This window comes from Paenarthrobacter sp. NPDC091669 (assembly GCF_044756725.1).
Lineage (GTDB): Bacteria > Actinomycetota > Actinomycetes > Actinomycetales > Micrococcaceae > Arthrobacter > Arthrobacter bambusae_C.
The window spans coordinates 81,060-104,600 of record NZ_JBIVTK010000014.1 but is presented as its reverse complement, the minus strand read 5'-3'; the positions used below and the strand labels follow the sequence as shown (position 1 = coordinate 104,600).

Sequence of the window (23,541 nt, the reverse complement as noted above, 5' to 3'; positions counted from 1 at the left end):
GGCGCGGTTGTTTCTGAGGAACAGCTAGCTGATGGCGGACTTCATTTCGTCCACAGCCTTCTTGCCTGCCTCTTCAGTGGAGAGCCTGTTGAACAGGACCTCCGAGGTGTAGCGCTTGATGATTTCCTGGATGGCGCCTGCACCCTTCGGCGGGGCCGCCGGAGCGTCACCAAGTTCTCCCTTGATCCCGTCGATGAAGCTGACAACCTTGACGTCGGCCTTGGCCAGCTTGGGTGCGATGGCCTCACGGACCTCGGAGTTCGGGTACACGCCACGATCTGCCAGCAGGGCCTCGCCTGCCTTGACGTTGTTGGTCAGGAAGTCGATGAACTTGGCAGTCTCTTCCGGGTGCTTGGTGCGCGATGATGCGGACCAGAACTGGGAAGCCTTGTACCAGAGCTTGGCATCTTCAGCCTTGCCCGTCTTGGACGGGAAGCGCAGGATCTGCAGTTCGCCACCGGCAGCCTTCTCGAGCGCCGGAAGCTGGTTGGACCACCAGAAGGCCAGGCCGTTCTTGCCGGTAGCCAGGCCACTTTGGTCCAGCGGAGCGGCTTCGGCTTCAACAACCTCGGATGCCGACGGAACAGCCTTCTTCTCGCTGAGTTCCTTCAGGAAGCCCCACCATTCGGCAATGTCCGAAGGCTCAAAGCCCAGCTTGCCGTCCTCCGTGTAGAGGGACTTGCCGTTCTGGCGGAGCCATACTCCGAGGGATGCTTCATCCGTGCCATAAGCGGCGGCGCCGTAGGTGCCCTTGGGCGACTTGGCGGTGACCTCGGCGGCAACGCGCTCGAAGTCTTCCCAGGTCCAGGTCTTGTCATCCGGGATAGCGACGCCGGCTGCCTGGAAGACTGCCGGGTTGGCCAGGATGGTCGCAGCGTTGATGCCTGCAGCGATGCCGGTCAGGCCCTTCTCGCCCTTGCCGGCTTCCAGCGCGGCTTCGTCGAGCTTGGAGGTATCGATCTGGTACTTGGAGAGGTCCAACAGGGCGCCGCGGGTGGAGTACTCGGTGATGTACTTCTCGTCCATCTGGATGATGTCCGGAGCATCGTTGGCTGCCACCTGGGTGGCCAGCTTGTCCCAGTAGCCGCTCCAGTCGCCGTACTCGGGCTTGATCTTGATGTTGGGGTTCTCGGCTTCGAAGGCTGCGATAGCCGCCTGGGTCACCTGGGCCCGCTTGTCGCCGCCCCACCAAGCGAAGCGCAGCTCCACCTTGCCGTCGGCGCTCTTGGCGTCCGAACCTCCGCCGCCGCCGCAAGCGGTGAGGGCGAGTACGGCTGCTGCCGTTGCAGCGACCAACGCTGAGGCGCGAAGTTTGCGCTTGTTGCGCGGGGCCCTGGCGGCCTGGGCTTTGGGAGCCGAGGCTGTTGACCTTGCTGCGGGGGCGACTGCCTCACCTTTGGGATGTACCGGCACTGTTGTCTCCGATCTTCATTGATCCTGATGCGATTGGGAAAGCGTTTTCTTACTGGTGATGATGATACAAGTCACAATCTTGTATTACAAGATACCAACTTGTCTTAGTTGTTGAAGGCACGACGCCGGTACCCAGCATCGTCGGTGCGCATGACGACGGCGGTACGCACCGCCGTCGACGCCTGGCCACGGGCGGCACCCACCACAAGGGGGCGGCAACCGCCGCCCCCTTCCGGCGATGTTTCCGGCCTACTTGATGCCGGTGGTGGCGATGCCCTTGATGAGGAACCGCTGTCCGAACAGGAAGACAAGGAACACGGGGAGCAGCGACACGATGGACATCGCGAAGAGCGATCCCCAACTGGTGGCCGACTGCGAGTCAACGAATGCCCGCAGTGCCACAGGAACGGTAAACATGTCCGGGTCCGTCAGGTAGATGAGGGCTCCGAAGAAGTCGTTCCACGTCCAGATGAACGTGAAGATGGTGGTGGTGGCCAGGGCCGGGACCATCAGGGGCAGGATCACGCGCAGGAAGATCCTGGGGTGGCCGGCGCCGTCGATGCGTGCCGCTTCATCGAGGTCCTTCGGAATACCGCGGATGAACTGGACCATGAGGAACACGAAGAACGCGTCAGTGGCCAGGAGCTTGGGGACGATCAGCGGCCAGAAGGTGTTCACCCAGCCGATCTGCGAGAACAGGATGTACTGGGGCACAATCACCACGTGGAACGGGAGCATGATGGTCAGCAGCATGATGCCGAAGAAGATCTTCTTGCCGCTGAACTGCAGCCGGGCGAAAGCGTAGGCCGCCATGGAGCAGGAAATCAGGTTGCCCAGAATGGAGCCCAGCACCACGATTGCCGAGTTGACCATGTAATGCCCGAACGGGTGCGTCAGCGCGGACCAGCCGTCGGTGTAGTTGCTCATTTCCAGGTTTTCGAGCCAGAGGCCCGGCTCGCGGAAGATGAGATCGTTCGGGCGCAGGGACGAGACCACCATCCACAGCAGCGGGTAGATCATTACTCCGCCCACGATGATCAGGATGGCGTGCTTGATCAGGCCTTTGATGCGGGCACTGCGGCTGAAGGCGAGGCTGCCACGGGACTCGCGGCGGCGCGGGCTCTTTCCGGACTTGCCTGCTTTGGCGTCGTCTGAAGAAGCTGCGGGGAGGGTCTGGAGTTTAGTCATCGTAGAACACCCAATACTTTGAAGCGATGAAGTTGATGGCAGTGAAGACACCGATGATGACCAGCAGGAACCAGGCCATCGCTGAGGCGTAACCCATGTCGAACTGGCCGAAGCCCTTTTGGTACAGGTACAGGGTGAAGAACATGGTGGAGTCGGACGGGCCGCCGTTTCCGCCGGAGACGATGAACGCCTGGGTGAAGGACTGGAACGAACCGATGATCTGCAGCACCAGGTTGAAGAAGATGATGGGGCTCAGCATCGGCAGGGTAATCCGCCAGAACTTCTGCAACGTGGTGGCGCCATCAACTTCGGCTGCCTCGTAATACATCACGGGGATCTGGCGCAGGCCGGCCAGGAAGATGATCATGGGGCTGCCGAAGGTCCAGACGTGCAGCAGGATGATGGAGCCGAGGGCGGTGTTGGGGTCGGAGATCCAGCCGGGGCCTTGGATGCCTACCATCGCCAGGACCTGGTTGACCAGGCCGGTGGTGCCGAAGATCTGCTTCCACAGGATGGCAACGGCAACGGAGCCGCCCAGCAGGGAGGGCAAGTAGAAGATGGACCGGTAGAACGGAAGACCGCGGAGACCCTTGTCCAGGACCAGCGCGATGATCAGCGCCACCGCGAGCTGCAGCGGAACACCCACCAGCACGTACGTAAAGGTCACACCCAGCGAGTTGTGAAGCCGGGCATCGCCGAACATGCGGACAAAGTTATCCAGGCCCACCCATTCAGGTGGCTGGAGAAGGTTGTAGTCCGTGAAGGACAAATACAACGACATCAACATGGGGCCAACAGTGATGGCCACCAAACCCACCAACCACGGCGAAAGGAAGATGTACGCGGCCTTGTTGTCGCGGCCGTTGGCCTTCTTCTCTTCCTTGGTCATGGGGCCCTTGCGGCGGGTCATCGTTGAGAGTTCGCCTATAGCGCTCATCGCTTCCCCCTCGCCGGCCCGCGAACGCCTTGCGGCGTCCCCGTGTGCAGTACAGCGGCCATGTGGTCTCCTTTGGTCATCGTGGCCATCCACGGACTTCGAGTCTGGTTGGTGCTTGCCTTCCGGGACGCCGGCGATCCGGCTCTTCCCCCTGAAGGACCGGGATGTGACTCCCGGGCTTCAGCGGCTCCGTACCAAAGTAAACGTTTTCTTGACCCATGTACAGCCTTTTGCTAATTTTTGAGAAAGCGTTTTCTGACGAAGCCGCCCCATCCGATTTCCCCACGCTGAAGACGCCCGGCGTGCGCCCCCGCACACCTTGACGCATCGATAAGGCAGGACACCATTGTTCCCCACCGACTGCCACTGCCATGAGCGCGGCTGACATGCCAGATACGCCCATCCGCCCCAGCGCACTGACGCGCTACGAAGACTGGCCGGACTACGCCGTCCGCCATCGCTTCACCGCCGCTTCTCCGGCCGCCCAGGAACTGGCCGACACACTTGGCGTTCCTTCCGTAACACCGGACCTTGGGTATACGGTGCACTCCGAGACAGTGCACGACGACGTCACCACCTCCCATATGTCCTGGCAGTTGGGCTTTGGGCCGAGGACGTCGGCCTGGTTCGTTCGGCCCACCGGCGAAACCGGCCCGCTGCCCGGCGTCCTCGCCCTGCATTGCCATGGTGGAGTCAAGGCCTACGGCGCGGAGCGGCTCGTGTCCCTTCCGGGCAGCCCTCTTCCGGACAACAAAGAAGTTCACGACGGCGGCGCCTCCACCGCGGGCGGCTGCGGCCAGGCACTGCTCCCCTTCGGCCCCATCCCGGCCGAGGTGCGAAAGAAGCTTTATGACGGCCGCGCTCTCGCCACGTGGATGGCGCAGCAGGGCTTCGCAGTGCTGGCCCACGACACCTTCATGTGGGGAAGCCGGGGCTTTGGCCTGGACACCTTGCCCTGGCGGACCGCCACCGCCGTTAACGGCCAGCGGGCACTCTGGCGGGAGTCCGGCGTCGAACCTTCCGCAGCGGAAGAATACAACGCGGCCGCAGCTGCCCACGAGGAAACCGTGGCCAAAGCCGCGACGCTGCTGGGCAGCAGCGTCGCCGGGACCGTGGCGCATGACGACCTTGCCGCGCTGGGCGTCCTCGCCACGCTCCCAGGGGTGGATTCCGGACGGCTCGGCTGCCTCGGGTTCTCCGGCGGAGGCGGGCGTGCCATGGTGCTCGCTGCCCTGAGTCCCCTGATCCGCAGCTACGTGGTGACCTGCATGATGACCACCTTTGGCTCGCTGCTGCCGGCGTATCTGGATGCCCACTCGTGGTTGCTCCACTCCCCCGGTCTCGCGAAGCTTGGGGACTGGCCGGACCTGGCCGCGCGCTCCAACGCCAAGGTCCTTGTCCAATACGGCATGGCTGACCAGCTTTTCCCGGAACAGGGAATGCGCGATGCCCACCACCACCTGTTGGAGAACCTGCCCACCCGGTACACCGGCAGCCTGTGGCAGGAACCCCATGTCTTCACCCGGGCCATGCAGGACGAGGCCGCGGCCTTCCTTGCCGCCACCCTGAAACCCACCCCATCCGGCAGTTCCCCCGCACCTGACCTCACTAGGACAGCCTCATGACCCAGCCCCTAACAGCCTCCGCTGCGGAGGTCCCCTCCCGGCTCCCCCGGGTCGCCCTGGTGGGCGTCCACGGCTTCGGGGAACGGCACCTCGCCAACCTGGATCGGCTGGCTGCTGCCGGTGCCTTGGACCTGGTGGCCGTCGCCGATCCGCGTCCGCCCGCCGACGGAAAACTTGACCCCGGCGTTGAGGTCTTCCCTTCCCTCGATGAGCTGTTGGCGGCAGGAACCGGGCCGGATGTCGTGATCATTTCCACGCCGATCCAAACGCACGCGCCCCTGGCCCTGGCGGCACTCAAGGCCGGTGCCAACGTGTACCTGGAAAAGCCCCCGGTTGCTTCCATGGAGCAATACCAAGAGGTCATGGCAACGGCTGCGAGCGCCGGCCGCCTGGTGCAGGTGGGGTTCCAAAGCCTTGGCTCCGAAGCCCTCCCCGCCATTGAAACGCTGGTGGCCGCGGGGGAAATTGGTGAGGTCCGCGGCCTCAGCGCAACAGGGTTGTGGCTGCGGACCCAGTCCTACTTCAAGCGTTCCCGTTGGGCCGGCAAGCGGAGCCTGAACGGGACCGACGTGGTGGACGGCGTGGTCACCAACGCCTTGGCACACGCTGTGGCTACTGGGTTGCGGCTTGCCGGGGCACGAACAGTTTCGGACGTCGCCTCCGTGGAAACGGACCTTTACCGGGCCAATGACACCGAGAGCGACGACACGTCAGTAGTGAGGGTCCGAACCACCGGCACTGGTTTGGTGGGAGGACCTGTGCTGACGTGCGCCCTGACGTTGTGCGCACCTGTGCAGTCGGCACCTGCAGTCACCGTCTACGGCACGTTGGGGCAGTTGACGCTTTTCTATACCGAGGACCGCGTTGAGATCACCACGCCCCAGGGTGTGCGGACCGAGACCTTTGGGCGGACCGACCTGCTGGAGAACCTGCTGTCCGCCGGCAGCGAGGAGGATCTCCTCAGCCCCCTCAGTGGCGTGGGCGCCTATGTGGCGGTGCTTGAGGCGATCCGTACGGCAGAGGCGCCCCGGCTGATCCACCCGGACTACGTCACATGGGAAGGCGACGGCGACGACTCCCACCCCGTGGTGCACGGCATCGAATCATTGATCCGCCGGGCAGCGCTGGGACAAGCCACGTTTGCTGAGCTCGGAGCACCCTGGACGGACGTTGCGGCCGACTCAGGGGCCGCCCTCTCGAACCTGCCGGAATTTCGCGTCAACGGCACACCCGTCGCTACGCTCCAGGACGGAACCCGTATCCGCCCTACGTCGTCGCCCCGTCCTTACCTGCACCCCGTTCGAACACTTGCGGGGACCGTGGTGACGGATCACGTCCCGGAAGACCACGTGTGGCATCTGGGCGCGGGCGTCGCCATCCAGGACGTGGACGGCATCAACTTCTGGGGCGGCCGCACCTACACCCGGGACGCCGGGGCCTACGTCTGGCGGAAGAACCACGGCCGCATCGTCACGGACTCCGTTGACGACTCTGAGGGGCAGCGGCGCGAACAGTTGAGCTGGCTCGGTCCGGACGGATCACCAGTACTCCGCGAACAGCGCGAATGGCGCTGGGCCGCCGTCGGACATTCAGCGTGGAAACTGACGCTGGATTTCACGCTGGAATCCGTCACCGGACGCCCGGCGCTGCTGGGCAGCCCCGGTTCCAACGGGCGGCCGCAGGGCGGTTACGGGGGCTTCTTCTGGCGGCTCCCGAAAGTCGGCGATGCCACCATCTGGACTCCGGATTCGCGCGGGGAAGACGCTGTTCACGGCACCGCGGCGCCATGGCTGGCGTGGTCGGGAACGTTCGACGCCGGAACAACCGGCGCGGCGCATGTCACCGGCGACCCCAGGCTGGGGCATCCGGCAACGCTGGTTTTCCTTGCCTCACCGCAGGCGCCGGACCCGTGGTTCGTGCGGCACTCGGGCTATCCCGGCGTCGGCCTTTCCCTGGCCTGGGACGCCCCGGTGACCGCAGCGCCCGGCAACCCGGTGCGCCGGACCGTCACCGTGCTCGTCACGGACGGCTTCCTGGCAACACAAGACATTGAACAACTCATCTCATCTTTGGGGGAACCGGCATGACCACGCCTACTCAATCCACGCCTTTGGCCGGCCAGGCACCAACGCCGGCGAGCGCACCGGCAACAGCCCGGACGGCGCCCGGCAACACGGCACCCGGCAACACGGCCGACCGCGCGGTGAAGCGCCGTCGCGTACTGGACGTCCTGGACGCCGCCGGCCGCGATTCGCTCCTTCTGACGTCCAACACAGCGCTCACCTGGTACCTGGACGGGAGCCGCGTCCACATCAGCCTGGCCGGCGACCCCATCGCAGCCCTTCTGGTGGACCGCGACGGCGACCACCTGGTGACGTTCAACAACGAGGCCGGGCGCATCGCTGCCGAGGAATTGCCCGGTGGCGTCAGCCTTCACACTGTGCCGTGGCATGGTCAACTGCATGCGGTCGCGGCCGGGCTGGCCGTTGATGGTGACCCCTTGGTGGAGGCAGCCGTCACCGCGGAACTGCGTGCGGCCCGCCAGGAATTGCTGCCGGCCGAAACAGCCAGGTATGCCGAACTGTCCAGTGATGCCGCCGCTGCCATGACGTATGTCCTCACCGCCGCGACCCCGGAAACTACGGAGTTCCAGCTCGTCTCGGACCTGGCCGCGCGGATTGTTGCGGTGGGCGCCGAGCCGCTGGTCCTGCTCTGCAACGGTGCTTCCCGCAGCGACTTCCGCCATCCGCTGGCCACACACTCCCCCATCGGACGGCGTGCCATGGTGGTGGTCTGCGCCCGCCGGAACGGCTTGGTTGCAAACGTCACCCGGTGGGTAGCGTTCGACGCCGGCACTCCCCAGGAGCTCGACGCCGAGGCCCGGATTGCCGCCGTGGAAGCCGACATCTTCCGTGCCACGGTCCCCGGCGCCCGGCTCAATGAGATCTTCGCCGAGATCAAGCTGGCTTATGCCCGGCATGGTTTCGGCGAGGATCAGTGGACGCTGCACCACCAGGGCGGGCCGGCCGGTTATGCAGGCCGGGATCCGCGGGTTACGGCAGATGTCACGGACACGGTGGTGCTCAACCAGCCCTTCACGTGGAACCCGTCCGGGCCTCGTGTGAAGATCGAGGACACCGTCCTGCTCACGGATTCCGGAGTGCGCGTCCTGACCACCGACCACCGGTGGCCGACCACCGACGTGGACGGCCGCCGTCGTCCGCTGACGCTCCGCCCGTAACGCCTGCACCAACACCCCTGCACCCAACGCGAAAGGGGCGGGGTCACCGTGATGGTGACCCCGCCCTTTTAGTCTCCCCTGACCCAAGTAAGTCGCAATTAAGCGCGTTTTGAGGGCTCAAAACGCGCTTAATTGCGACTCAGTTGGGTACGGGCGGGGGGTTAGCTGAGCGTCAGCACGCCGTCCACGCGCCGCGGGATGCCCAGCGGGTTGGCGTCGTGCAGGGCCGGGTGCAGAACGGTCTCCGGAGCATCCTGGTAGGCCACCGGACGCTGGAAGCGGCGTACAGCGGTAGCGCCCACGGAGGTGAACAGCGATGTGGTGGCCGGGTACGGGCCGCCGTGCTGCTGGGCCCAGTTCACGGCAACACCCGTGGGCCAGCCGTCGAACAGGACCCTGCCGGCCAAACCGCTGAGCTGCTCCACGAGTGCGGAAACGTCTTCGCCCGGTTCCGCGTGCACCGTGCCGGTGAGGCTGCCCGGAACCTTTGCCAGGGCCGCGGACAGTTCCTCCTGGTTGGCGTACTCGATGAGCAGCGTGGTGGGGCCGAAGCACTCCTCCAACAGCTCTTCGGGGCGCTCCAGCACGTTGGCTGCACTGGTGGAGAACACTACGGGTGCGGCGCCGTCGGCCAGGCTGTCCTGCTGAACCGTGCCACTGACGACGGCGACACCTGGCTGGTCTGCGACGTTACGGAGTCCGTCGGGGTAGGCCTCGGCGATGCGCTCGGTGAGCATGGCAGCGGTGGGCTTGTCCTTGCTGGCCTCCGCCAGGTGCGAGGCGAAGTCAGTACCGGCAGGGATGAACACGAGTCCCGGCTTGGTGCAGAACTGGCCCGCACCCATCGTGAACGAACCCGCCAGGCCTGCGGCCAGCTGCCGACCACGTTCGGCCAAGGCATCCGCTGTGATCACCACGGGGTTCAGGCTGCCGAGCTCACCGTAGAACGGGATCGGCTCGGGACGGGAGGCTGCGAGATCAAACAGTGCGCGTCCACCGGGAATGGAGCCGGTGAAGCCAACGGCCTTAATGGCGGGGTCCTGGACCAGGGCTGTGCCTGCCTCGCGGCCGCTGACAAGGGCGAAGATCCCTTCCGGCGCTCCAGCCTTGGCCAGGGCTTCGCTGACAATCTCAGCGGTGCGCTCGGAGAGGCGAAGGTGACCCGAGTGAGCCTTGACGATCACCGGGCAACCCACTGCCAGTGCGGAGGCGGTGTCGCCACCGGCCACGGAGAAAGCGAACGGGAAGTTCGACGCCGAGAACACGGCTACCGGACCGATCGGACGCAGGATGCGCCGCAGGTCGGGCTTCGGCGGGGTGGAGGCCGGGTCAGCGTGATCGATCACGGCTTCGAGGTAGGAACCCTCGGTGATCACGTTGGCGAACAACCTCAGCTGGCCACTGGTCCTGGCCACCTCCCCGGTGAGCCGGACGGTTCCCAGGCTCGTCTCGGAATCGGCGATGGCCACCAGTTCGGTGACGTTGGCGTCCAGGGCGTCGGCGACGGCGTTCAGCCAGGCCGCGCGCTCGGCGTCGGAAGCTGCTGCGGTCACCTTGGCGGCTTCGGTGGCTGCGGCGGTGATGGCTGTCAGGTCAAGAGTTGCTGTACTCAATGCGGTTTCCTTTACTCTCAGATGCTGCGCTCCCAGGGCTTGCGGCCCCGGTTATGACGTCCCCGGATGCTGGCAGCGGCTGCGTGGGCTTACCGGTGAACTCAAAGCCCAGTCCGGGGCCGCCTGTGCTGCTCAGGGTGCTCTGGCCGTTGCTGTTGGTGATCCGTACCGGCGAAGGCCCGGCCAATAGTCCGAGTTGCTCGAAGGACGCGTCTTCCACGTCCTCCACGCTCACGGCTTCGGCAAGGGTGAGCGCCAGCTGCCCGGAGAGCTCCGGAAGCAGGTGCGGCGCCACCCTGATGCTGTTGGCCCGGGCCAGCTCAACGATCCTGCGGAACGGCGTAATGCCGCCCACCCGGACGATGTTGGGCTGGATGATGTCCACGGCTTCAGCTTCGATGAAGTCGCGGAAACGGTAGATGGTGTGGACGTTTTCCCCCAGGGCAATGGGTACCGGAGAGTGCTTGCGCAAACGCCGGTAGGCCCAGAGGTCGTCGGCCCGGATCGGTTCTTCCAGCCATTCCAGTCCGTACTCCCCCAAAACGTCCAAGGCACGGAAGGTATGGGCCAGGTCCCACCGCTGGTTGGCGTCGATCATGAGCAACCTGTCCGGGCCGATGACCTGCCGGACTGCGGCAACGCGTTCGGCATCTTCCCGGAGTTCGGGCTTTCCCACCTTGATCTTGACGGCGTTATGCCCGGCGGCAACCCATCGCTGGGCCTGCTCCACGAGCTGGTCCAAGGTGTAATGCAGGTTCACGCCGGATCCATAAACCTCCACCGATTCCCGGCGCTGGCCCAACAGCCCTGTGACCGAGGTGCCGGCCTGCCGTGCTTTCAGGTCCCACAGGGCCAGGTCCACGCCGGCCATCGCGATGGTGGTGAGGCCTCCCCCGCCGGCTTCATGCAGGCGCTTCCAGAGTTGGTCCCAGACGATCTCCGGGTTGGCTTCGAGGCCACGGATGAACGGTGCAATGTCGTAATCCAGGAGGGCTTGAACCGCCTGGGGACCAATGGTGGGTGTCCACGAGAAACCGTGGCCCGTGCCGCCGTCGTCCGTGGTCAGTTCGGTGACGATCACATGGTTCTCGGGCGCCTCGGCACCCCAGCTGCGCAGCAGCGGGACCGTGATCAGCCGGGTGGTGAGGCCCGTGATGCGGGCTGCCATCAGCTGCCGGCCAGCTCGTGGCCCTTGGCCAGGATGGACTTGAGCTCCAGCAGCTGTTCCTCACTGGGGTCAACCAGCGGAGGACGGACCGGGCCAACGGGCAGCCCGGCAAGGCGCAGGCCTGCCTTGATGAGGGAAACGCCAAAGCCCGGGGTCTGGTCGCGGAGGCGGACCAGCGGAGCGTAGAAACCCTCGAGCAACGCGTGGCGGCGCTCTTCATCACCGGAGACGTAGGCGTCGTAGTAGGCCTTGGCGATTTCCGGGGCCATGGCGAACGCTGCCGAGGAGTAGAGCGGGATGCCCAGGCCACGGTAGGCACCCTGGGTCAACTCTGCGGTCAGCAGGCCGTTGAACAGGGCGAAGTCGGTGCGACCGCTGGCGTTGATCGCCGAGACGATTTCCTGGGCCAGCCCGACGTCGCCGATTCCGTCCTTGAAACCCACAACCTTCGGGTTGGCGGTGAGGCGCGTGATGGCCTCGGCGGTGAACTTGGCCGTACCCCGGTGGTACACGATCACCGGCAGGCTGCTCGCGGCGGCGATGGCCTCGACGTAGGCCACTACCCCGTCCGTAGGGCCGGTGACGAGGTAGGGCGGGAGCACCAGGAGGGCATCCGCGCCGGCTTCCTCGGCCACCTTGGCTGCCGCGATGGCGTGACCCAGCGGTCCACCGGCACCGGAAACCACGGGAACAGCTCCAGCAACAGCCTCGACGGCGGCGGTCACCACGGTGCGGATCTCATCGATGGAGAGCGCATGGAACTCGCCGGTGCCGCAGGCCGGGAAGACACCGCCCGGGCCGAACGGCAGGCGGGAAGTGATGTGCTCCTTCAGCAACGCCACATCTACCGTGCCGTCTTCAGCGAAGGGTGTGACGGGGAAGAACAGTACGCCGTCGAAGTTCATGGTGTCTCCTTGGTTGCTCCCGCCGGGACCAGGCCGGCGTGGTTCTCGTCATTGAGTGCTGCAGGGTGGTTCTCTTGGTCAGATGCGGTGTCCGCGCCTTCATACGGCGGGGTGAGTTCCGTGCGCCAGGATCGCTTGGGTTCCCAGCCGAGGAGCTCGCGGGCTTTGTCGATGGAGAACGCCGGGCTGGTGCCGGTCAGGTGTTCGGTAAGGGGCCCGCTGCCCGGCAGGAAGCGCGGAAACAATTCCGCCAGGGGCGCGGTGGCCAAAGCGTCCTTGGCGCCAACAAAGAAGACCTGGCCGTTGGGGATGCTGTCCATCTTCTCCAGCAGTACATCCAGGAAGTCAGCCACATCCCGTGCGTCCACATAGTTGAACAAGGCCGGTGCGGACAGTGCGGGATCGTCCAGGCGCTGCCGGATGGTGTGCCCCTGTTGCGTCAGGGCGCCTTCCCATTCCTCCGGGGACAGGACGTAGCACGGTCGGAACGCCGCGTACCGGATTTTGTCGCCCTGTGCCGCGGCGAACATCTGCACGGTCTGCTCAGCGATCAGCTTGGACAACGCATAGGCGTTCCACGGCTTGGGCGGCGTCTGCTCGTCCAGGGGGAACGACGGCGGCAGCCACCCCGCCGGTGAGCCATAGCCCAGGGCAGTGGGGCTGGACGCCGTCACGATCTTCGGGATGCCAGCGTCCGTAGCGGCACTGACCACCGCGTAGGCGAGCCGGGTGTTCGTGCTGAAAATGACGTCCTCGGGCGCGCTGAAAGGTACGGCAATAGCAGCGAGGTGGATGACGGCGTCGGGCGCTGTTTCGCGGATGAGCCGCTCCGCTTCCCCCGGTGCCAAAAGATCGGCGGTGTACTGCTCGGCTCCGGCGGGAAGTTGCTCCGCGGGGATAGCGTCCCTGTCCACCGAGATCACCTTGTGGCCGGCGTCCGCCAGTCCAGCCACAACGCTGCGTCCCAGGCGACCGGAACCTCCGGTGACGAAAATCCTGCTCATGGTCTTGTCCTTGCTTGGTAGTGGACCGGTCAGGCCTGGCTGCGGCTGAGGTCGGCGCCGAGGCCAAGTTCGCTGATGCGGACGGGAAGGTCGGTCTCCAGGGACTGGTTGCCGGCGATGCCTACCGACACGGAACGGAGTCCGTCGATGTAGCCGGATGGCCGGCCCAGGGGATCAATTCCGGGACCGTTGAAGAGGTCCGAGAGCAGCAGGTTGTCACCGCCGCCGTGGCCGCCCTCGCCGTTGACGATCGGAACTTCGTAGGCAGCTTCCCAATGGCGCTGGACCACCAGGCGCTCACCGTTGCGGCGTACGGCATCCTCTTCCTCGATGGGAGTGGCGCTCGGGTCCACCACGGTCTTCTTGTCGGTGCTGGACTCGACGGCGGCGCGTTCCACCACTTCGAGTTCCGCCCGGCCTTCGGTGCCGTTGACGGTGACGCGGTAGCCTTCCCACGGGCTGTGGGCGTTCAGGGAGTAGCTCAACGTGGGGCCACCCTGGTAGTCCACCACGAGGGCAAGGTTGTCCTCGATGGTGATACCCCCGGTGAAAACGTCCTGGTCACGGATGTAGCCGTCAAACTTTTCGTTGTCGTAGTACAGGGCCTTCAGGCGCTCGTCGTCGCGCATGTCCAGGCGGAAGGGATCGTGGCCAAGGCCATCAACCGTGCCACGCTCCGGACGGGCTCCCAGGCCGCGCTCTGCAGCGTTTTTGTCTCCGTAAAAGCGCAGGCCACCGGAGGCAAAGACGCGTTCGGGAACATCGTTGATCCACCAGTTGACCAGGTCGAAGTGGTGGGAGGCCTTGTGGATGAGCAGGCCACCGGAGTTCTTCTTTTCACGGTGCCAGCGGCGGAAGTAGTCGGCGCCGTGCACGGTGTCCAGCACCCAGCTGAAGTCGATGGAGGTGACCTTGCCGATCACGCCGTTCTGGATGACTTCCTTCAGTGCCGTGTTGCGCGGCGAGTAGCGGTAGTTGAACGTCACCACCACGTTCTTGCCGGTTTTCGCCACGGCTTCGGTGATGCGGCGGCAGCCGTCAACGTCAATCGTCAGCGGCTTTTCAACCACGACGTCGGCACCGGCCTCGAGCGCCTCAACGATGTAGTCCGCGTGGGTGTAGTCGGGCGTCGTGACGATGACACGCTCGATGTCGTTGGACTGAATGAAGCTGGTGAGCCGGCCCGGCTCAAAGGAGGCAACGGGCTCTGTTGCGCCAAGCTCCTTGATGAGCTCCTGATAGAAGTCCACCCGGCCCTGGTTGACGTCGGAGAGCGCAATGAGTTCTGCAACGTCCGCGTGCTGCCCATAGATGGCCCGGATGTACATTTCCGAGCGGCCACCGGTGCCGATGAGGGCAATGCGTGTCCGCGTGCGGCCTTCGGCCTGGGCTGTGGGTGTGGCCGTTTCGGTCTGGGTCTCGGCTGAGTCGACGGTGACCATGTGGGATGCCCCTTTCAAAAGGCAGGAGTGAACCGCTTGACGGCCCGGCTTCGTATGGGAAGAATCATGAGAAAGCGTTTTCTCAGAGCGTTATAAGCTTTGTATCAAGACTCTGGTGGTCACGTCAACCACTGCTCCAACGACGGCGCATTCGGGAGACGACCAATGGGAAGGGGCCACATGGCACGCAGGAACACCAACAGGCGCGTCGGGATAGCTGATGTCGCGGAGAAGGCCGGCGTCTCGCACGCCACCGTTTCACGCGTCATGAACGGTAACGCCGCAGTGGATCCCGGGATCGCGGCGCGGGTTCGTGCAGCCGCAGCGGAATTGAAGTACCAGCCCAATCCGGTGGGGCGAAGCCTTGCCTTGGGCAAGACTGACACCATCGGCATCGTGGTCCCGGATCTTGCTAATCCCACCTTCCAGGCAATCCTCCGCGGACTCAGCATCGCTGCTGCCCAGGATGGTTACCGCGTCCTGATTGCCGACTCCTCCGAAGTCACCAGCGAGGAAGCCATCCTGGCAGGGGAAGCCCGCCGCCGCTGCGATGGCGTGGTCCTCTGCGCACCCCGCATGGCTGACGCCGAACTTGAAGAGCTCGCGCCCACCCTGCACCCGCTGGTGCTCATCAACCGCACCACCATTGCCACCAACACTCCGAGCCTGAGCGTGGACTACGGGCAGGGCATCCAGGAACTGGCGCAGCACCTGGTCTCCCTGGGACACCGCCGCCTGGTGTTCCTGTCGGGCCCCGAGCACAGTGCCTCCAACCGCCAACGACTGGTGGGCCTGGACCAGTTCCGTGCCGAGCACCCGGAGATCGAACTGCAGATGCTCCACGGTGGATCCAACTTCGATTCCGGCCATGAGTCCACCGAGGCCATCATTGCCAGTGGTGCTACCGGAATCCTGGCCTTCAACGACCTCGTGGCCATGGGGCTGCTCAGCGGCCTGCACGAGCGTGGGGTGCGCGTTCCGGAGGACATTTCCGTAACGGGCTTCGACGACATCCCGTTCGCCAAATACACCACTCCCCCGCTGACCACCGCTGCCGTGCCCATCAACGAACTGGGAAGCCTTGCCTGGCGGAGAATGCGCGAACAGATCCAGCAGGCCGGCGAAGCCACCACCCAGGCGCAGGACGAGTTCTCGCCCAGGATGGAGATCCGCAAGAGCACCGCAGCGCCCGCCCTCAAGCCCGCGAGTTGACACTTCACCCCCATGTTTCCCAAAAGCATGGGGGTGAAGTGTCAACTGGGCGAAGGGTTTGCGCCTACTCCGGCCTCTTTGTAGAAGCCCTGGATGTGCGCGGCCACCAGCTCAGCCGCCTTGCCGCCGTCGTGGTTGTTCACCGCGGCGAGTATGGCGCGATGCTCGGCCCGGAGCCTGCTGGACGTCGCGTTCCAGTCGGGCAGGTTTCCGGTCAGCTCACCTGCGTAGTTCTCGATCGCGCCCCGGAGCGAGGCCATCATGGCGCTGACCACGGCGTTGCCTGCGGCCTGCGCGAGCGCCACATGGAAGCGGGCATCCAGGGCAAGGAACGTATCGATGTCCGGGGCGACGTCCATCCGGTCCAGCAGCTCCGCAGCTTCCTCCAGCTCCGGCACACCCACCCGCGCCCGTTCAGCCGCCCACGATTCCAGCAGCACGCGGGTCTCCACAATGTCCGCCACGGGAAGATGGCGCGTGGCCACATGCAGCCTCAGCGTGGAACCCAACGCGGACCCCGGCTCAGCGATGACCACTGTGCCGGCGTCTTTTCCGGACCCCACGCCGGCGCGGACCACGCCCATCGCCTCGAGGATGCGGACTGCCTCGCGCACGGAGGTCCGGGAAACCTTCAATTGCTCGGCCATGGCGCGTTCACCCGGCAGCCTGCCGCCGAGGGCAAGGTCTCCATCGGACAGCTGCTTCTCGATCCATTGCAGGACCAACTCGTGGGTACGCATAACGGAATACTAGTTGATGTGGTCCAACCACATGGATTACAGTGTGGTTAGACCACAGTGGTAAGACCACAGAATTCAAGGGAGAACCGCATGACCGACACCCTCGATCCCAAGATCACGGCCGCGCCTGCCAACGCCGGGAGCGACGAAAACGTGACACGTCCGCCCCAGCCGCGTCCCGCCGTTGTGCTTCCGCCGGCACTGAAGCGCCGCGTCCCCAAGGTTTCCGACCTCGCTCCACTCATGCAGTTCAAGAAGCCCGAATTCAGCAAGACCGCGCGGCTCAAGCGCGCCAGCACCATTTGGGAACTGCGGGACATGGCCAAGCGCCGCACCCCGCAGGCACCCTTCGACTACACCGATGGCGCCGCCGAGGAAGAGATCACCCTGCGCCGCGCCCGCCAGGCATTCCAGGACATCGAATTCCGTCCCGGTATCCTGCGCGATGTCTCGACGATCGATCTCCGCACTGACATCCTGGGCAAGGAATCACGCCTGCCATTCGGCATCGCACCCACGGGTTTCACGCGCATGATGCAGTCCGAGGGCGAGTACGCCGGCTCGCAGGCCGCTGAAGCTGCGGGCATTCCCTACACCCTGTCCACCATGGGCACTGCGTCCATCGAGGACGTTGCCGCGGCTGCACCGAACGGCCGGAACTGGTTCCAGCTGTACTTGTGGACGGATCGCGACCGCTCCCTGGAACTGATCGAACGCGCCGCCAAAGCGGGCAACGACACCCTCATGGTCACCGTGGACACCGCGGTTGCCGGCGCCCGCCTGCGCGACGTCCGCAACGGCATGACCATCCCGCCGGCGCTGACCATCAAGACTGTCCTGGACGCCTCGTACCGCCCGGCCTGGTGGTTCAACTTCCTCACCCACGAGCCCCTGACGTTCGCTTCGCTCTCGCGTTACACCGGCACCGTGGCCGACCTCATCAACTCCATGTTCGACCCCACCCTGACCTACGAGGACCTGGATTGGCTCCGCGAAACCTGGAAGGGCAAGCTGGTGGTCAAGGGCATCCAGACCGTTGAAGACGCCCGCAAGGTAGTGGACCACGGCGCCGATGGCATCATCCTGTCCAACCACGGCGGCCGCCAGTTGGACCGCGCCCCCATCCCGTTCCACCTCCTGCCGGAGGTCACCACGGCACTGAAGGCAGACAACAGCAAGGCCGCGGTCATGTTGGATACGGGCATCATGAGCGGCGCGGACATCGTTGCAGCACTGGCCCTGGGCGCAGACTTTGCGCTGATCGGCCGCGCATACCTCTACGGCCTCATGGCCGGCGGACGCGAAGGCGTGGACCGCACCATCCAGATCCTGGAAAAGGACATGACCCGGACCATGGCGTTGCTGGGTGTCAGCAAGGTGGCGGACCTGAACCCGGACCACGTGCGGCTGCTCCAGCACTAACCGCAGCCATGTAGGTAGCAGTAGAGGCCGTTTTGAACGCTCAAAACGGCCTCTACTGCTACCCAGTTGGGTAAGCGGCGCTAGATCAGGCCCTGTGCCAGCATCGCGTCGGCTACCTTGACGAAGCCGCCGATGTTGGCGCCCACCACGTAGTTTCCGGGCGCACCGTATTGCTCGGCAGTCTCGGCGCAGCGATCGTGAATGCCCACCATGATCTCAGTGAGGCGCTGCTCGGTGTGCTCAAAGGACCACGAGTCACGGCTGGCGTTCTGCTGCATCTCCAGGGCGGACGTCGCCACACCACCGGCGTTGGCGGCCTTGCCCGGCCCAAAGAGGATCCCGGCTTCCTGGAACACGGATACCGCGGACCGCGTGGAGGGCATATTGGCGCCCTCGGCTACAGCAATCAAGCCATTGCTGACCAACTTGGCGGCAGCATCGCCGTCGAGCTCGTTCTGGGTGGCGCACGGAAGCGCCACGGTGCCGTTGACATCCCACACGGAACCGCCGGCAACATGGCTGGCTCCGGAACGGCGGGCGGCGTACTCCGTGAGTCGGCCGCGCTCGACTTCCTTGATCCGGCTCAGAAGCGCGACGTCGATCCCCGCCTCGTCCACGATGTAGCCGGCGGAATCGGAACATGCCACCACGGTGGCGCCGAGGGACTGGGCCTTGGCGATCGCATGGATGGCCACATTGCCGGAACCGGAGACCACCACACGCTGGCCATCGAAGGACTGGCCGCGCGTCTTGAGCATCTCCTGGGCGAAGATCACTGTGCCGTAACCGGTGGCCTCCGGGCGAACCAGGGAGCCGCCCCAGGAAATGCCCTTGCCTGTGAGGACGCCGGATTCGTAGCGGTTGGTGATGCGCTTGTACTGGCCGAAGAGGTAGCCGATCTCGCGTCCGCCCACGCCGATGTCGCCGGCGGGAACGTCGGTGTATTCGCCGATGTGGCGGTAAAGCTCGGTCATGAAGGACTGGCAGAAGCGCATGATTTCGGCATCGGAACGTCCGCGGGGGTCGAAGTCCGAGCCGCCCTTGCCGCCACCGATGGGCATGCCGGTGAGTGCATTCTTGAAGATCTGCTCGAAGCCTAGGAACTTCACGATTCCCAGGTACACCGAGGGGTGGAAGCGGAGCCCGCCCTTGTAGGGTCCGAGCGCGGAGTTGAACTCCACCCGGAAGCCGCGGTTCACGTGGACGCGGCCGGCGTCGTCGGTCCATGGGACGCGGAAGATGATCTGGCGCTCGGGTTCGCAGAGACGCTCCAGGACGGCGCCCTCAAGGAATTCAGGATGGCGATCGTGCACGGGGCCGAGGCTTTCAAAGACCTCAGTGACGGCCTGGTGGAATTCCTTCTCCCCCGGGTTCCGTGCCAACACGGTGCCGCGGACAGCTTCGAGCCTTGAATCCATGCGTGTTCCTATCCTCAGTGCGCCGACCCGCGGCGAGACGATCAGTCCCGCTCATGGTTGCACCGAGGGAGATGGGATCTCCATCCGGAGCCAATGTGACCCTCACAGATGAGTTAACACAACTGTAGAAAATCGTTGAAAACACAAGGAAACGCAAGGTAAACAAAAACTCACAATGTGATGAGGATCACGTTAAGTAGAGGTTCGCTACCGCTTACGCCCGAACTTGGGAAGGTTGGGCAGGTTCGGAAGGTTGGCAAGGAGGTCAGCAGCCTTAGTGGCAGCGCGGCCCACGGTGCGGCCAATTTGCTGGGGAACGGTGTCGTCGGACGCGGGGTCAAGGGAGACAGGGGTTCCGCTCGCGTGGACCTTGACGGCCTGGCCAATGGCGTCGGCGCGGTTGGGGACTGACGCGACGGCGGCTTCGGCGGGAGCCACAGCGGCGGGCACGTCCGCGGCAGCGGTGGAAGGCCCCGCAGCAGCAGGCACGACGACGGCGGGAGCCGGGGTTCCGACGTCGAACGTTTCAAGCCAGCTCGCGACGCCGGCAAGCGGCTTGGGATTGAGGGCGTAGAAGCGCTTCTGGCCCTGCGCGCGCATGCTGACGAGGTCAGCCTCGCGGAGCACCTTCAGATGCTTGGAGATTGTGGGCTGGCTCGCAGCCAGTTCTTCCACCAGTTCGCCTACTGCTTTATCCCCAGAGCGGAGGGAGACCAGGATGTCGCGTCTGGTTGCCTCAGCTATGACGGCAAATACGTCGTCAGTCACCATGCCTCCCACCCTAGCGACATATACGCCAATTGGCATCCCTGTTTCGTGCCGCGACGGGTACCAAATCGTTGACCCGCTGGTGGGCCGATGCTACAACGGAGACACGGTCCGTCCGGGCTCCCAGGCCCCGGCCGCCACAAGCACGGGGTCATGGCCATGACTGAATTTTTCCGGCGTCGCATCTTTGACATCATTGCCGGCGTGTTCCTCGCCTTGTTTGTCCTCGTGTGGACCACTGTCCTGGTGCGGGTGGGGACATGGGTGCCCACGGGTACTGCAGAAGCCCCGGAGTTGAACGGCGCGTTGGTGACCGCCGCGGGAGTCCTCGCCACGTCGCTGAGTTCGCTGACGGCATCGGCCCTGGGCTTCACCATTTCCGAGGTTAAACGTGACAATGCCGACGCCGGCACTCCCAGTCCATTGGTCAGCCCGGCCGACGTGGCTACGAGGCTATCCGGGCGGGTGATCTTCGCGATCATGGTCTACATGACCATGGGCATGCTGGTCCTGGTGCTGTGGCTCTTCAAGGGGCAGGCGTCCACGGACCTCATCGGTGCGTTCGCGCTCTCGCTGCTCGGTTGGCTGGTGGGGGCCGCCGGGGTGGTTTTCCAGACGGAGAGGACCGGGCCGTAGCCTGTGGGAGCGAAGCGTCAGTCGAACCAGGGGTCCAGGCCGTACAGGGGGAAGATTTCCTTGCGCGTGGCAATGATGGTCCGGTCCACCTCGTCCGCGGGGTCGTAGCCCACCTCCCAGGAGCGCCACCACACGTCCACGTCGTCGCCCATGGACTCCGGAGCCCACACGCCATAGGTTTCGCGCACATACGTCCGCCAGGCTTCGGGCACCGGCGTGCTGAGCGGCACCGGGCGTTGCGTCACCATCCCGATCAGGTGGCTCCACGCGCGCGGCACAACGCCGGTGACGTCATAGCCGCCACCACCCGTAGCGATCCAACGGTTATCGCAATAGCGGGCGGCAAGGCTTGCGACGGCGGACGCCGCCTCACGCTGTCCGTCGATGCTGAGGGTCAGGTGGGTCAGGGGGTCGTCCCGATGGGAATCGCAGCCGTGTTGGCTCACGATCACCTCGGGCTGGAAGGCTCCCACGAGCTGCGGGACCACGGCGTGGAAGGCGCGCAACCAGGCTGCGTCTCCGGTGAAAGTGGGCAGCGCAACATTGACCGCGGTCCCGGGTGCATCCGGCCCACCGGTTTCATTGGCAAAGCCGGTGCCGGGGAAGAGCGAGAGGCCTGTTTCGTGGAGGCTGATGGTCATGACGCGGGGATCGTTCCAGAAGATACTCTGCGTCCCATCGCCGTGGTGCGCATCGACGTCGATGCTGACGATCCTCTGCACCCCGCCGTCGAGCAGTCTCTGAATGGCCAGCGCGACGTCGTTGTAGACGCAAAAGCCGCTGGCCCGCTCGCGTGCAGCATGGTGCATCCCGCCGCTGAAGTTCACGGCGCGCACGGCTCGGCCGGAAATGATGGTGTCAGCTGCCAGCAGCGAGCCACCGGCAAGGCGGGCACTGGCTTCATGCATCCCCGCAAAAGCGGGATCGTCCTCCGTGCCCAGGCCACGGGCCTCCTCCGGCGTGGACGGATCCTCGCTGACCCGTCGAACGGCTTCTACATAGCCGGCGCTGTGGACCGTTAAGAGTTCGACGTCGGATGCCACAGCGGGTGCCTCGACGGCCACATGCTGGTGTCCAAACAGCCCCAGGGACTCGGCCAGCCGCGCCGTCAGTTCCAGCCGCTGCGGTGCCATAGGGTGGCCGGGGCCAAAATTGTAGGCAGTCATGGCTGGGTCCCACACCACCGTCGTTGGCAGTGCGGAGCGCGTAATGCTGGAAGCCGTTGTCCCAAGCCTGGAGTTCATCCAGAACAGGCTACCTGAGCCTGGCGGCCCCTACTGCCCGGTTACGCCGCGGGAATAGTGGTTTACTACTCAGGAAAGCTTGTTCAACCGAGGAAGAGCGCCATGTCTCAAAGCCAGTCGCGGTCCACGAGCCCGGCCAACTGGCAAACCAACCAGCAGGAGCGGGAAGGTCTCTGGATCTTTACCCGCGTGCGCGACTTCATCGACAACATTGCCAACACGTCACCGGCCCGTTTGGCGTTGACCGTCTTCGCCGTGGTCATCCTGGTGTTCACGGGCTTGTTGTCCCTGCCGGCGGCTTCCTCGGCGGGCACTGTCACGCCCCTGCACCAGTCCATGTTCACGGCAGTCTCCGCCGTCTGCGTCACCGGGTTGACAGTGGTTTCCACGGCCACGCACTGGACCTTCTTCGGCCAGTTGGTGATCCTGATCGGCATCTTCGTGGGTGGTCTCGGCACCTTGACCTTGGCCTCGCTGTTGGCCCTCATGGTCAGCAAGCGGCTGGGTGTGCGCGGCAAGCTGATCGCGCAGGAAGCCATGAACAACGCGGGCCGGCTCGGTGAAGTCGGTACCCTGCTGCGGATCGTCATCGTGACCTCGGTGGTGATTGAAGCAGCCCTGGCCATCGTGCTGATCCCCCGCTTCATGGTGCTCGGCGAGAGCTTCTGGCAATCCGTCTGGCACGGCGTCTTCTATTCGATTTCTGCGTTCAACAACGCCGGATTCACGCCGCACTCCGATGGCATCGTCCCGTACGAGACCGATCTGTGGATCCTCATCCCGCTGATGTTGGGCGTGTTCCTGGGCAGCCTCGGCTTTCCTGTGGTGATGGTGCTCCAGCAGAACGGGCTCAACTGGAAGAAGTGGAACCTCCACACCAAGCTCACCATCCAGGTCTCGTTCATCCTGCTGGCAGCGGGCACCGTTCTCTGGGGCCTGATGGAGTGGGACAACGTGCGGACCATCGGCACCATGGACCTCGGCGACAAGATCACCCATTCTCTGTTCGCCTCCGTGATGACTCGATCAGGCGGCTTCAACCTGGTGGACCAGAACCACATGGAATCCACCACCATGCTCCTCACCGACGCCCTGATGTTCGCCGGGGGCGGTTCCGCGTCCACGGCCGGCGGCATCAAGGTGACCACCATCGCCGTCATGTTCCTGGCCATCATGGCCGAAGCCCGCGGCGACGCCGACGTGAAAGTCTATGGCCGCACCATCCCCCAAGGCACCATGCGCGTGGCCATCTCGGTGATCGTTGCCGGCGCCACTCTGGTGTCGGTGGCCGCGTTCCTGCTGCTCTCCATCAGCGGAGCGTCGTTGGACCGGGTGCTCTTCGAATCCATTTCCGCCTTCGCCACCGTGGGACTGAGCACCAACCTCAGTGCCGAGCTGCCGCCGTCGGGCGTTTATGTCCTTACCGCTTTGATGTTTGCCGGCCGCGTCGGCACCGTCACCCTTGCCGCCGGTCTGGCCCTGCGCCAGCGCAGCCAGCTGTACCACTACCCGGAAGAGAGGCCAATCATTGGCTAGTACCACGGGGGCTGCCAACCGCCCCGCAC

The 23,541-nt window shown here is 64.8% G+C and carries 19 protein-coding genes; 7 read left to right on the top strand and 12 right to left on the bottom strand.

Annotated elements, in window-relative coordinates:
- Window positions 1-24: 24 nt before the first annotated feature.
- From ACIQLI_RS20160 to ACIQLI_RS20150, 3 genes are all read right to left on the bottom strand, one after another.
- Window positions 25-1,413 (bottom strand): ABC transporter substrate-binding protein, encoded by a 1,389-nt coding sequence (locus ACIQLI_RS20160; RefSeq protein WP_400391688.1) that lies wholly within the window; start codon window positions 1,411-1,413, stop codon window positions 25-27.
- Between the two features lie 249 nt (window positions 1,414-1,662).
- Window positions 1,663-2,601 carry a carbohydrate ABC transporter permease gene (locus ACIQLI_RS20155; protein ID WP_354229413.1) on the bottom strand — a complete coding sequence of 313 codons (939 nt, stop codon included), beginning with the start codon at window positions 2,599-2,601 and terminating at the stop codon, window positions 1,663-1,665.
- The gene (locus ACIQLI_RS20150; protein ID WP_089596094.1) at window positions 2,594-3,538 is read right to left on the bottom strand and encodes a carbohydrate ABC transporter permease; all 945 of its coding nucleotides are present in this window, start codon (window positions 3,536-3,538) and stop codon (window positions 2,594-2,596) included. Before ACIQLI_RS20150 ends, ACIQLI_RS20155 begins: the two co-directional genes overlap by 8 nt.
- A gap of 386 nt (window positions 3,539-3,924) precedes the next feature.
- Between ACIQLI_RS20150 and ACIQLI_RS20145 the strand changes: the two genes are divergently transcribed.
- The 3 genes from ACIQLI_RS20145 to ACIQLI_RS20135 are packed head-to-tail and all read left to right on the top strand — an operon-like array spanning window position 3,925 to window position 8,404.
- Window positions 3,925-5,163 (top strand): dienelactone hydrolase family protein, encoded by a 1,239-nt coding sequence (locus ACIQLI_RS20145; protein WP_400391685.1) that lies wholly within the window; start codon window positions 3,925-3,927, stop codon window positions 5,161-5,163.
- Window positions 5,160-7,250: a DUF6807 family protein gene (locus ACIQLI_RS20140; protein ID WP_400391682.1), complete on the top strand. Its 2,091-nt coding sequence runs from the start codon at window positions 5,160-5,162 to the stop codon at window positions 7,248-7,250. The genes ACIQLI_RS20145 and ACIQLI_RS20140 overlap by 4 nt, the downstream gene beginning before the upstream one ends.
- The gene (locus tag ACIQLI_RS20135) at window positions 7,247-8,404 is read left to right on the top strand and encodes a M24 family metallopeptidase (protein ID WP_400391679.1); all 1,158 of its coding nucleotides are present in this window, start codon (window positions 7,247-7,249) and stop codon (window positions 8,402-8,404) included. The genes ACIQLI_RS20140 and ACIQLI_RS20135 overlap by 4 nt, the downstream gene beginning before the upstream one ends.
- A gap of 161 nt (window positions 8,405-8,565) precedes the next feature.
- Here the strand turns inward: ACIQLI_RS20135 and ACIQLI_RS20130 are convergent, their stop codons facing one another.
- Genes ACIQLI_RS20130 through ACIQLI_RS20110 form a run of 5 tightly spaced genes read right to left on the bottom strand, consistent with a single transcriptional unit; the run spans window position 8,566 to window position 14,536 of the window.
- A complete protein-coding gene (locus ACIQLI_RS20130; RefSeq protein WP_400391677.1) occupies window positions 8,566-10,017 on the bottom strand; it encodes an aldehyde dehydrogenase (NADP(+)) in 1,452 nt (483 codons plus the stop codon).
- A complete protein-coding gene (locus ACIQLI_RS20125; protein WP_400391674.1) occupies window positions 9,998-11,185 on the bottom strand; it encodes a mandelate racemase/muconate lactonizing enzyme family protein in 1,188 nt (395 codons plus the stop codon). Before ACIQLI_RS20125 ends, ACIQLI_RS20130 begins: the two co-directional genes overlap by 20 nt.
- Window positions 11,185-12,090, bottom strand: coding sequence for a 5-dehydro-4-deoxyglucarate dehydratase (locus ACIQLI_RS20120; RefSeq protein ID WP_311214034.1), 906 nt, complete (start codon window positions 12,088-12,090; stop codon window positions 11,185-11,187). The genes ACIQLI_RS20125 and ACIQLI_RS20120 overlap by 1 nt, the downstream gene beginning before the upstream one ends.
- Entirely contained in the window at window positions 12,087-13,094 is a 1,008-nt protein-coding gene (locus ACIQLI_RS20115; protein ID WP_400391671.1) for an NAD-dependent epimerase/dehydratase family protein, read from the bottom strand. Before ACIQLI_RS20115 ends, ACIQLI_RS20120 begins: the two co-directional genes overlap by 4 nt.
- A gap of 29 nt (window positions 13,095-13,123) precedes the next feature.
- Window positions 13,124-14,536: a Gfo/Idh/MocA family protein gene (locus tag ACIQLI_RS20110; protein ID WP_400391668.1), complete on the bottom strand. Its 1,413-nt coding sequence runs from the start codon at window positions 14,534-14,536 to the stop codon at window positions 13,124-13,126.
- Window positions 14,537-14,716: 180 nt separating this feature from the next.
- Between ACIQLI_RS20110 and ACIQLI_RS20105 the strand changes: the two genes are divergently transcribed.
- Window positions 14,717-15,748 carry a LacI family DNA-binding transcriptional regulator gene (locus ACIQLI_RS20105; protein ID WP_354229395.1) on the top strand — a complete coding sequence of 344 codons (1,032 nt, stop codon included), beginning with the start codon at window positions 14,717-14,719 and terminating at the stop codon, window positions 15,746-15,748.
- Window positions 15,749-15,789: 41 nt separating this feature from the next.
- Here ACIQLI_RS20105 and ACIQLI_RS20100 read toward each other — a convergent pair whose 3' ends face one another.
- Window positions 15,790-16,488: a FadR/GntR family transcriptional regulator gene (locus tag ACIQLI_RS20100; protein ID WP_400391665.1), complete on the bottom strand. Its 699-nt coding sequence runs from the start codon at window positions 16,486-16,488 to the stop codon at window positions 15,790-15,792.
- A 90-nt stretch (window positions 16,489-16,578) separates the two neighbouring features.
- Here ACIQLI_RS20100 and ACIQLI_RS20095 point away from each other — a divergent pair, with 90 nt between their 5' ends.
- On the top strand, window positions 16,579-17,910 hold the full coding sequence (locus tag ACIQLI_RS20095; RefSeq protein ID WP_400391663.1) for an alpha-hydroxy-acid oxidizing protein: 1,332 nt from the start codon (window positions 16,579-16,581) through the stop codon (window positions 17,908-17,910).
- Between the two features lie 80 nt (window positions 17,911-17,990).
- On the opposite strand, the gene gdhA is transcribed toward ACIQLI_RS20095, so the two are convergent.
- Both gdhA and ACIQLI_RS20085 read right to left on the bottom strand, forming a co-directional pair.
- Window positions 17,991-19,328 carry an NADP-specific glutamate dehydrogenase gene (gene gdhA, locus ACIQLI_RS20090; protein WP_400391660.1) on the bottom strand — a complete coding sequence of 446 codons (1,338 nt, stop codon included), beginning with the start codon at window positions 19,326-19,328 and terminating at the stop codon, window positions 17,991-17,993.
- A gap of 207 nt (window positions 19,329-19,535) precedes the next feature.
- Complete coding sequence (locus ACIQLI_RS20085; RefSeq protein WP_400391658.1) at window positions 19,536-20,099, bottom strand: ArsR/SmtB family transcription factor; 564 nt, start codon at window positions 20,097-20,099, stop codon at window positions 19,536-19,538.
- Window positions 20,100-20,255: 156 nt separating this feature from the next.
- Here ACIQLI_RS20085 and ACIQLI_RS20080 point away from each other — a divergent pair, with 156 nt between their 5' ends.
- Window positions 20,256-20,732, top strand: a complete 477-nt coding sequence (locus ACIQLI_RS20080) for a hypothetical protein (protein ID WP_354229382.1) — start codon at window positions 20,256-20,258, stop codon at window positions 20,730-20,732.
- A gap of 17 nt (window positions 20,733-20,749) precedes the next feature.
- Here ACIQLI_RS20080 and ACIQLI_RS20075 read toward each other — a convergent pair whose 3' ends face one another.
- Window positions 20,750-21,976: an acetoin utilization protein AcuC gene (locus ACIQLI_RS20075; protein ID WP_400391656.1), complete on the bottom strand. Its 1,227-nt coding sequence runs from the start codon at window positions 21,974-21,976 to the stop codon at window positions 20,750-20,752.
- A 102-nt stretch (window positions 21,977-22,078) separates the two neighbouring features.
- On the opposite strand from ACIQLI_RS20075, the gene ACIQLI_RS20070 reads away from it, so the two are divergent.
- Window positions 22,079-23,512 carry a potassium transporter TrkG gene (locus tag ACIQLI_RS20070; protein WP_354229378.1) on the top strand — a complete coding sequence of 478 codons (1,434 nt, stop codon included), beginning with the start codon at window positions 22,079-22,081 and terminating at the stop codon, window positions 23,510-23,512.
- The last annotated feature ends 29 nt before the right edge of the window (window positions 23,513-23,541 follow it).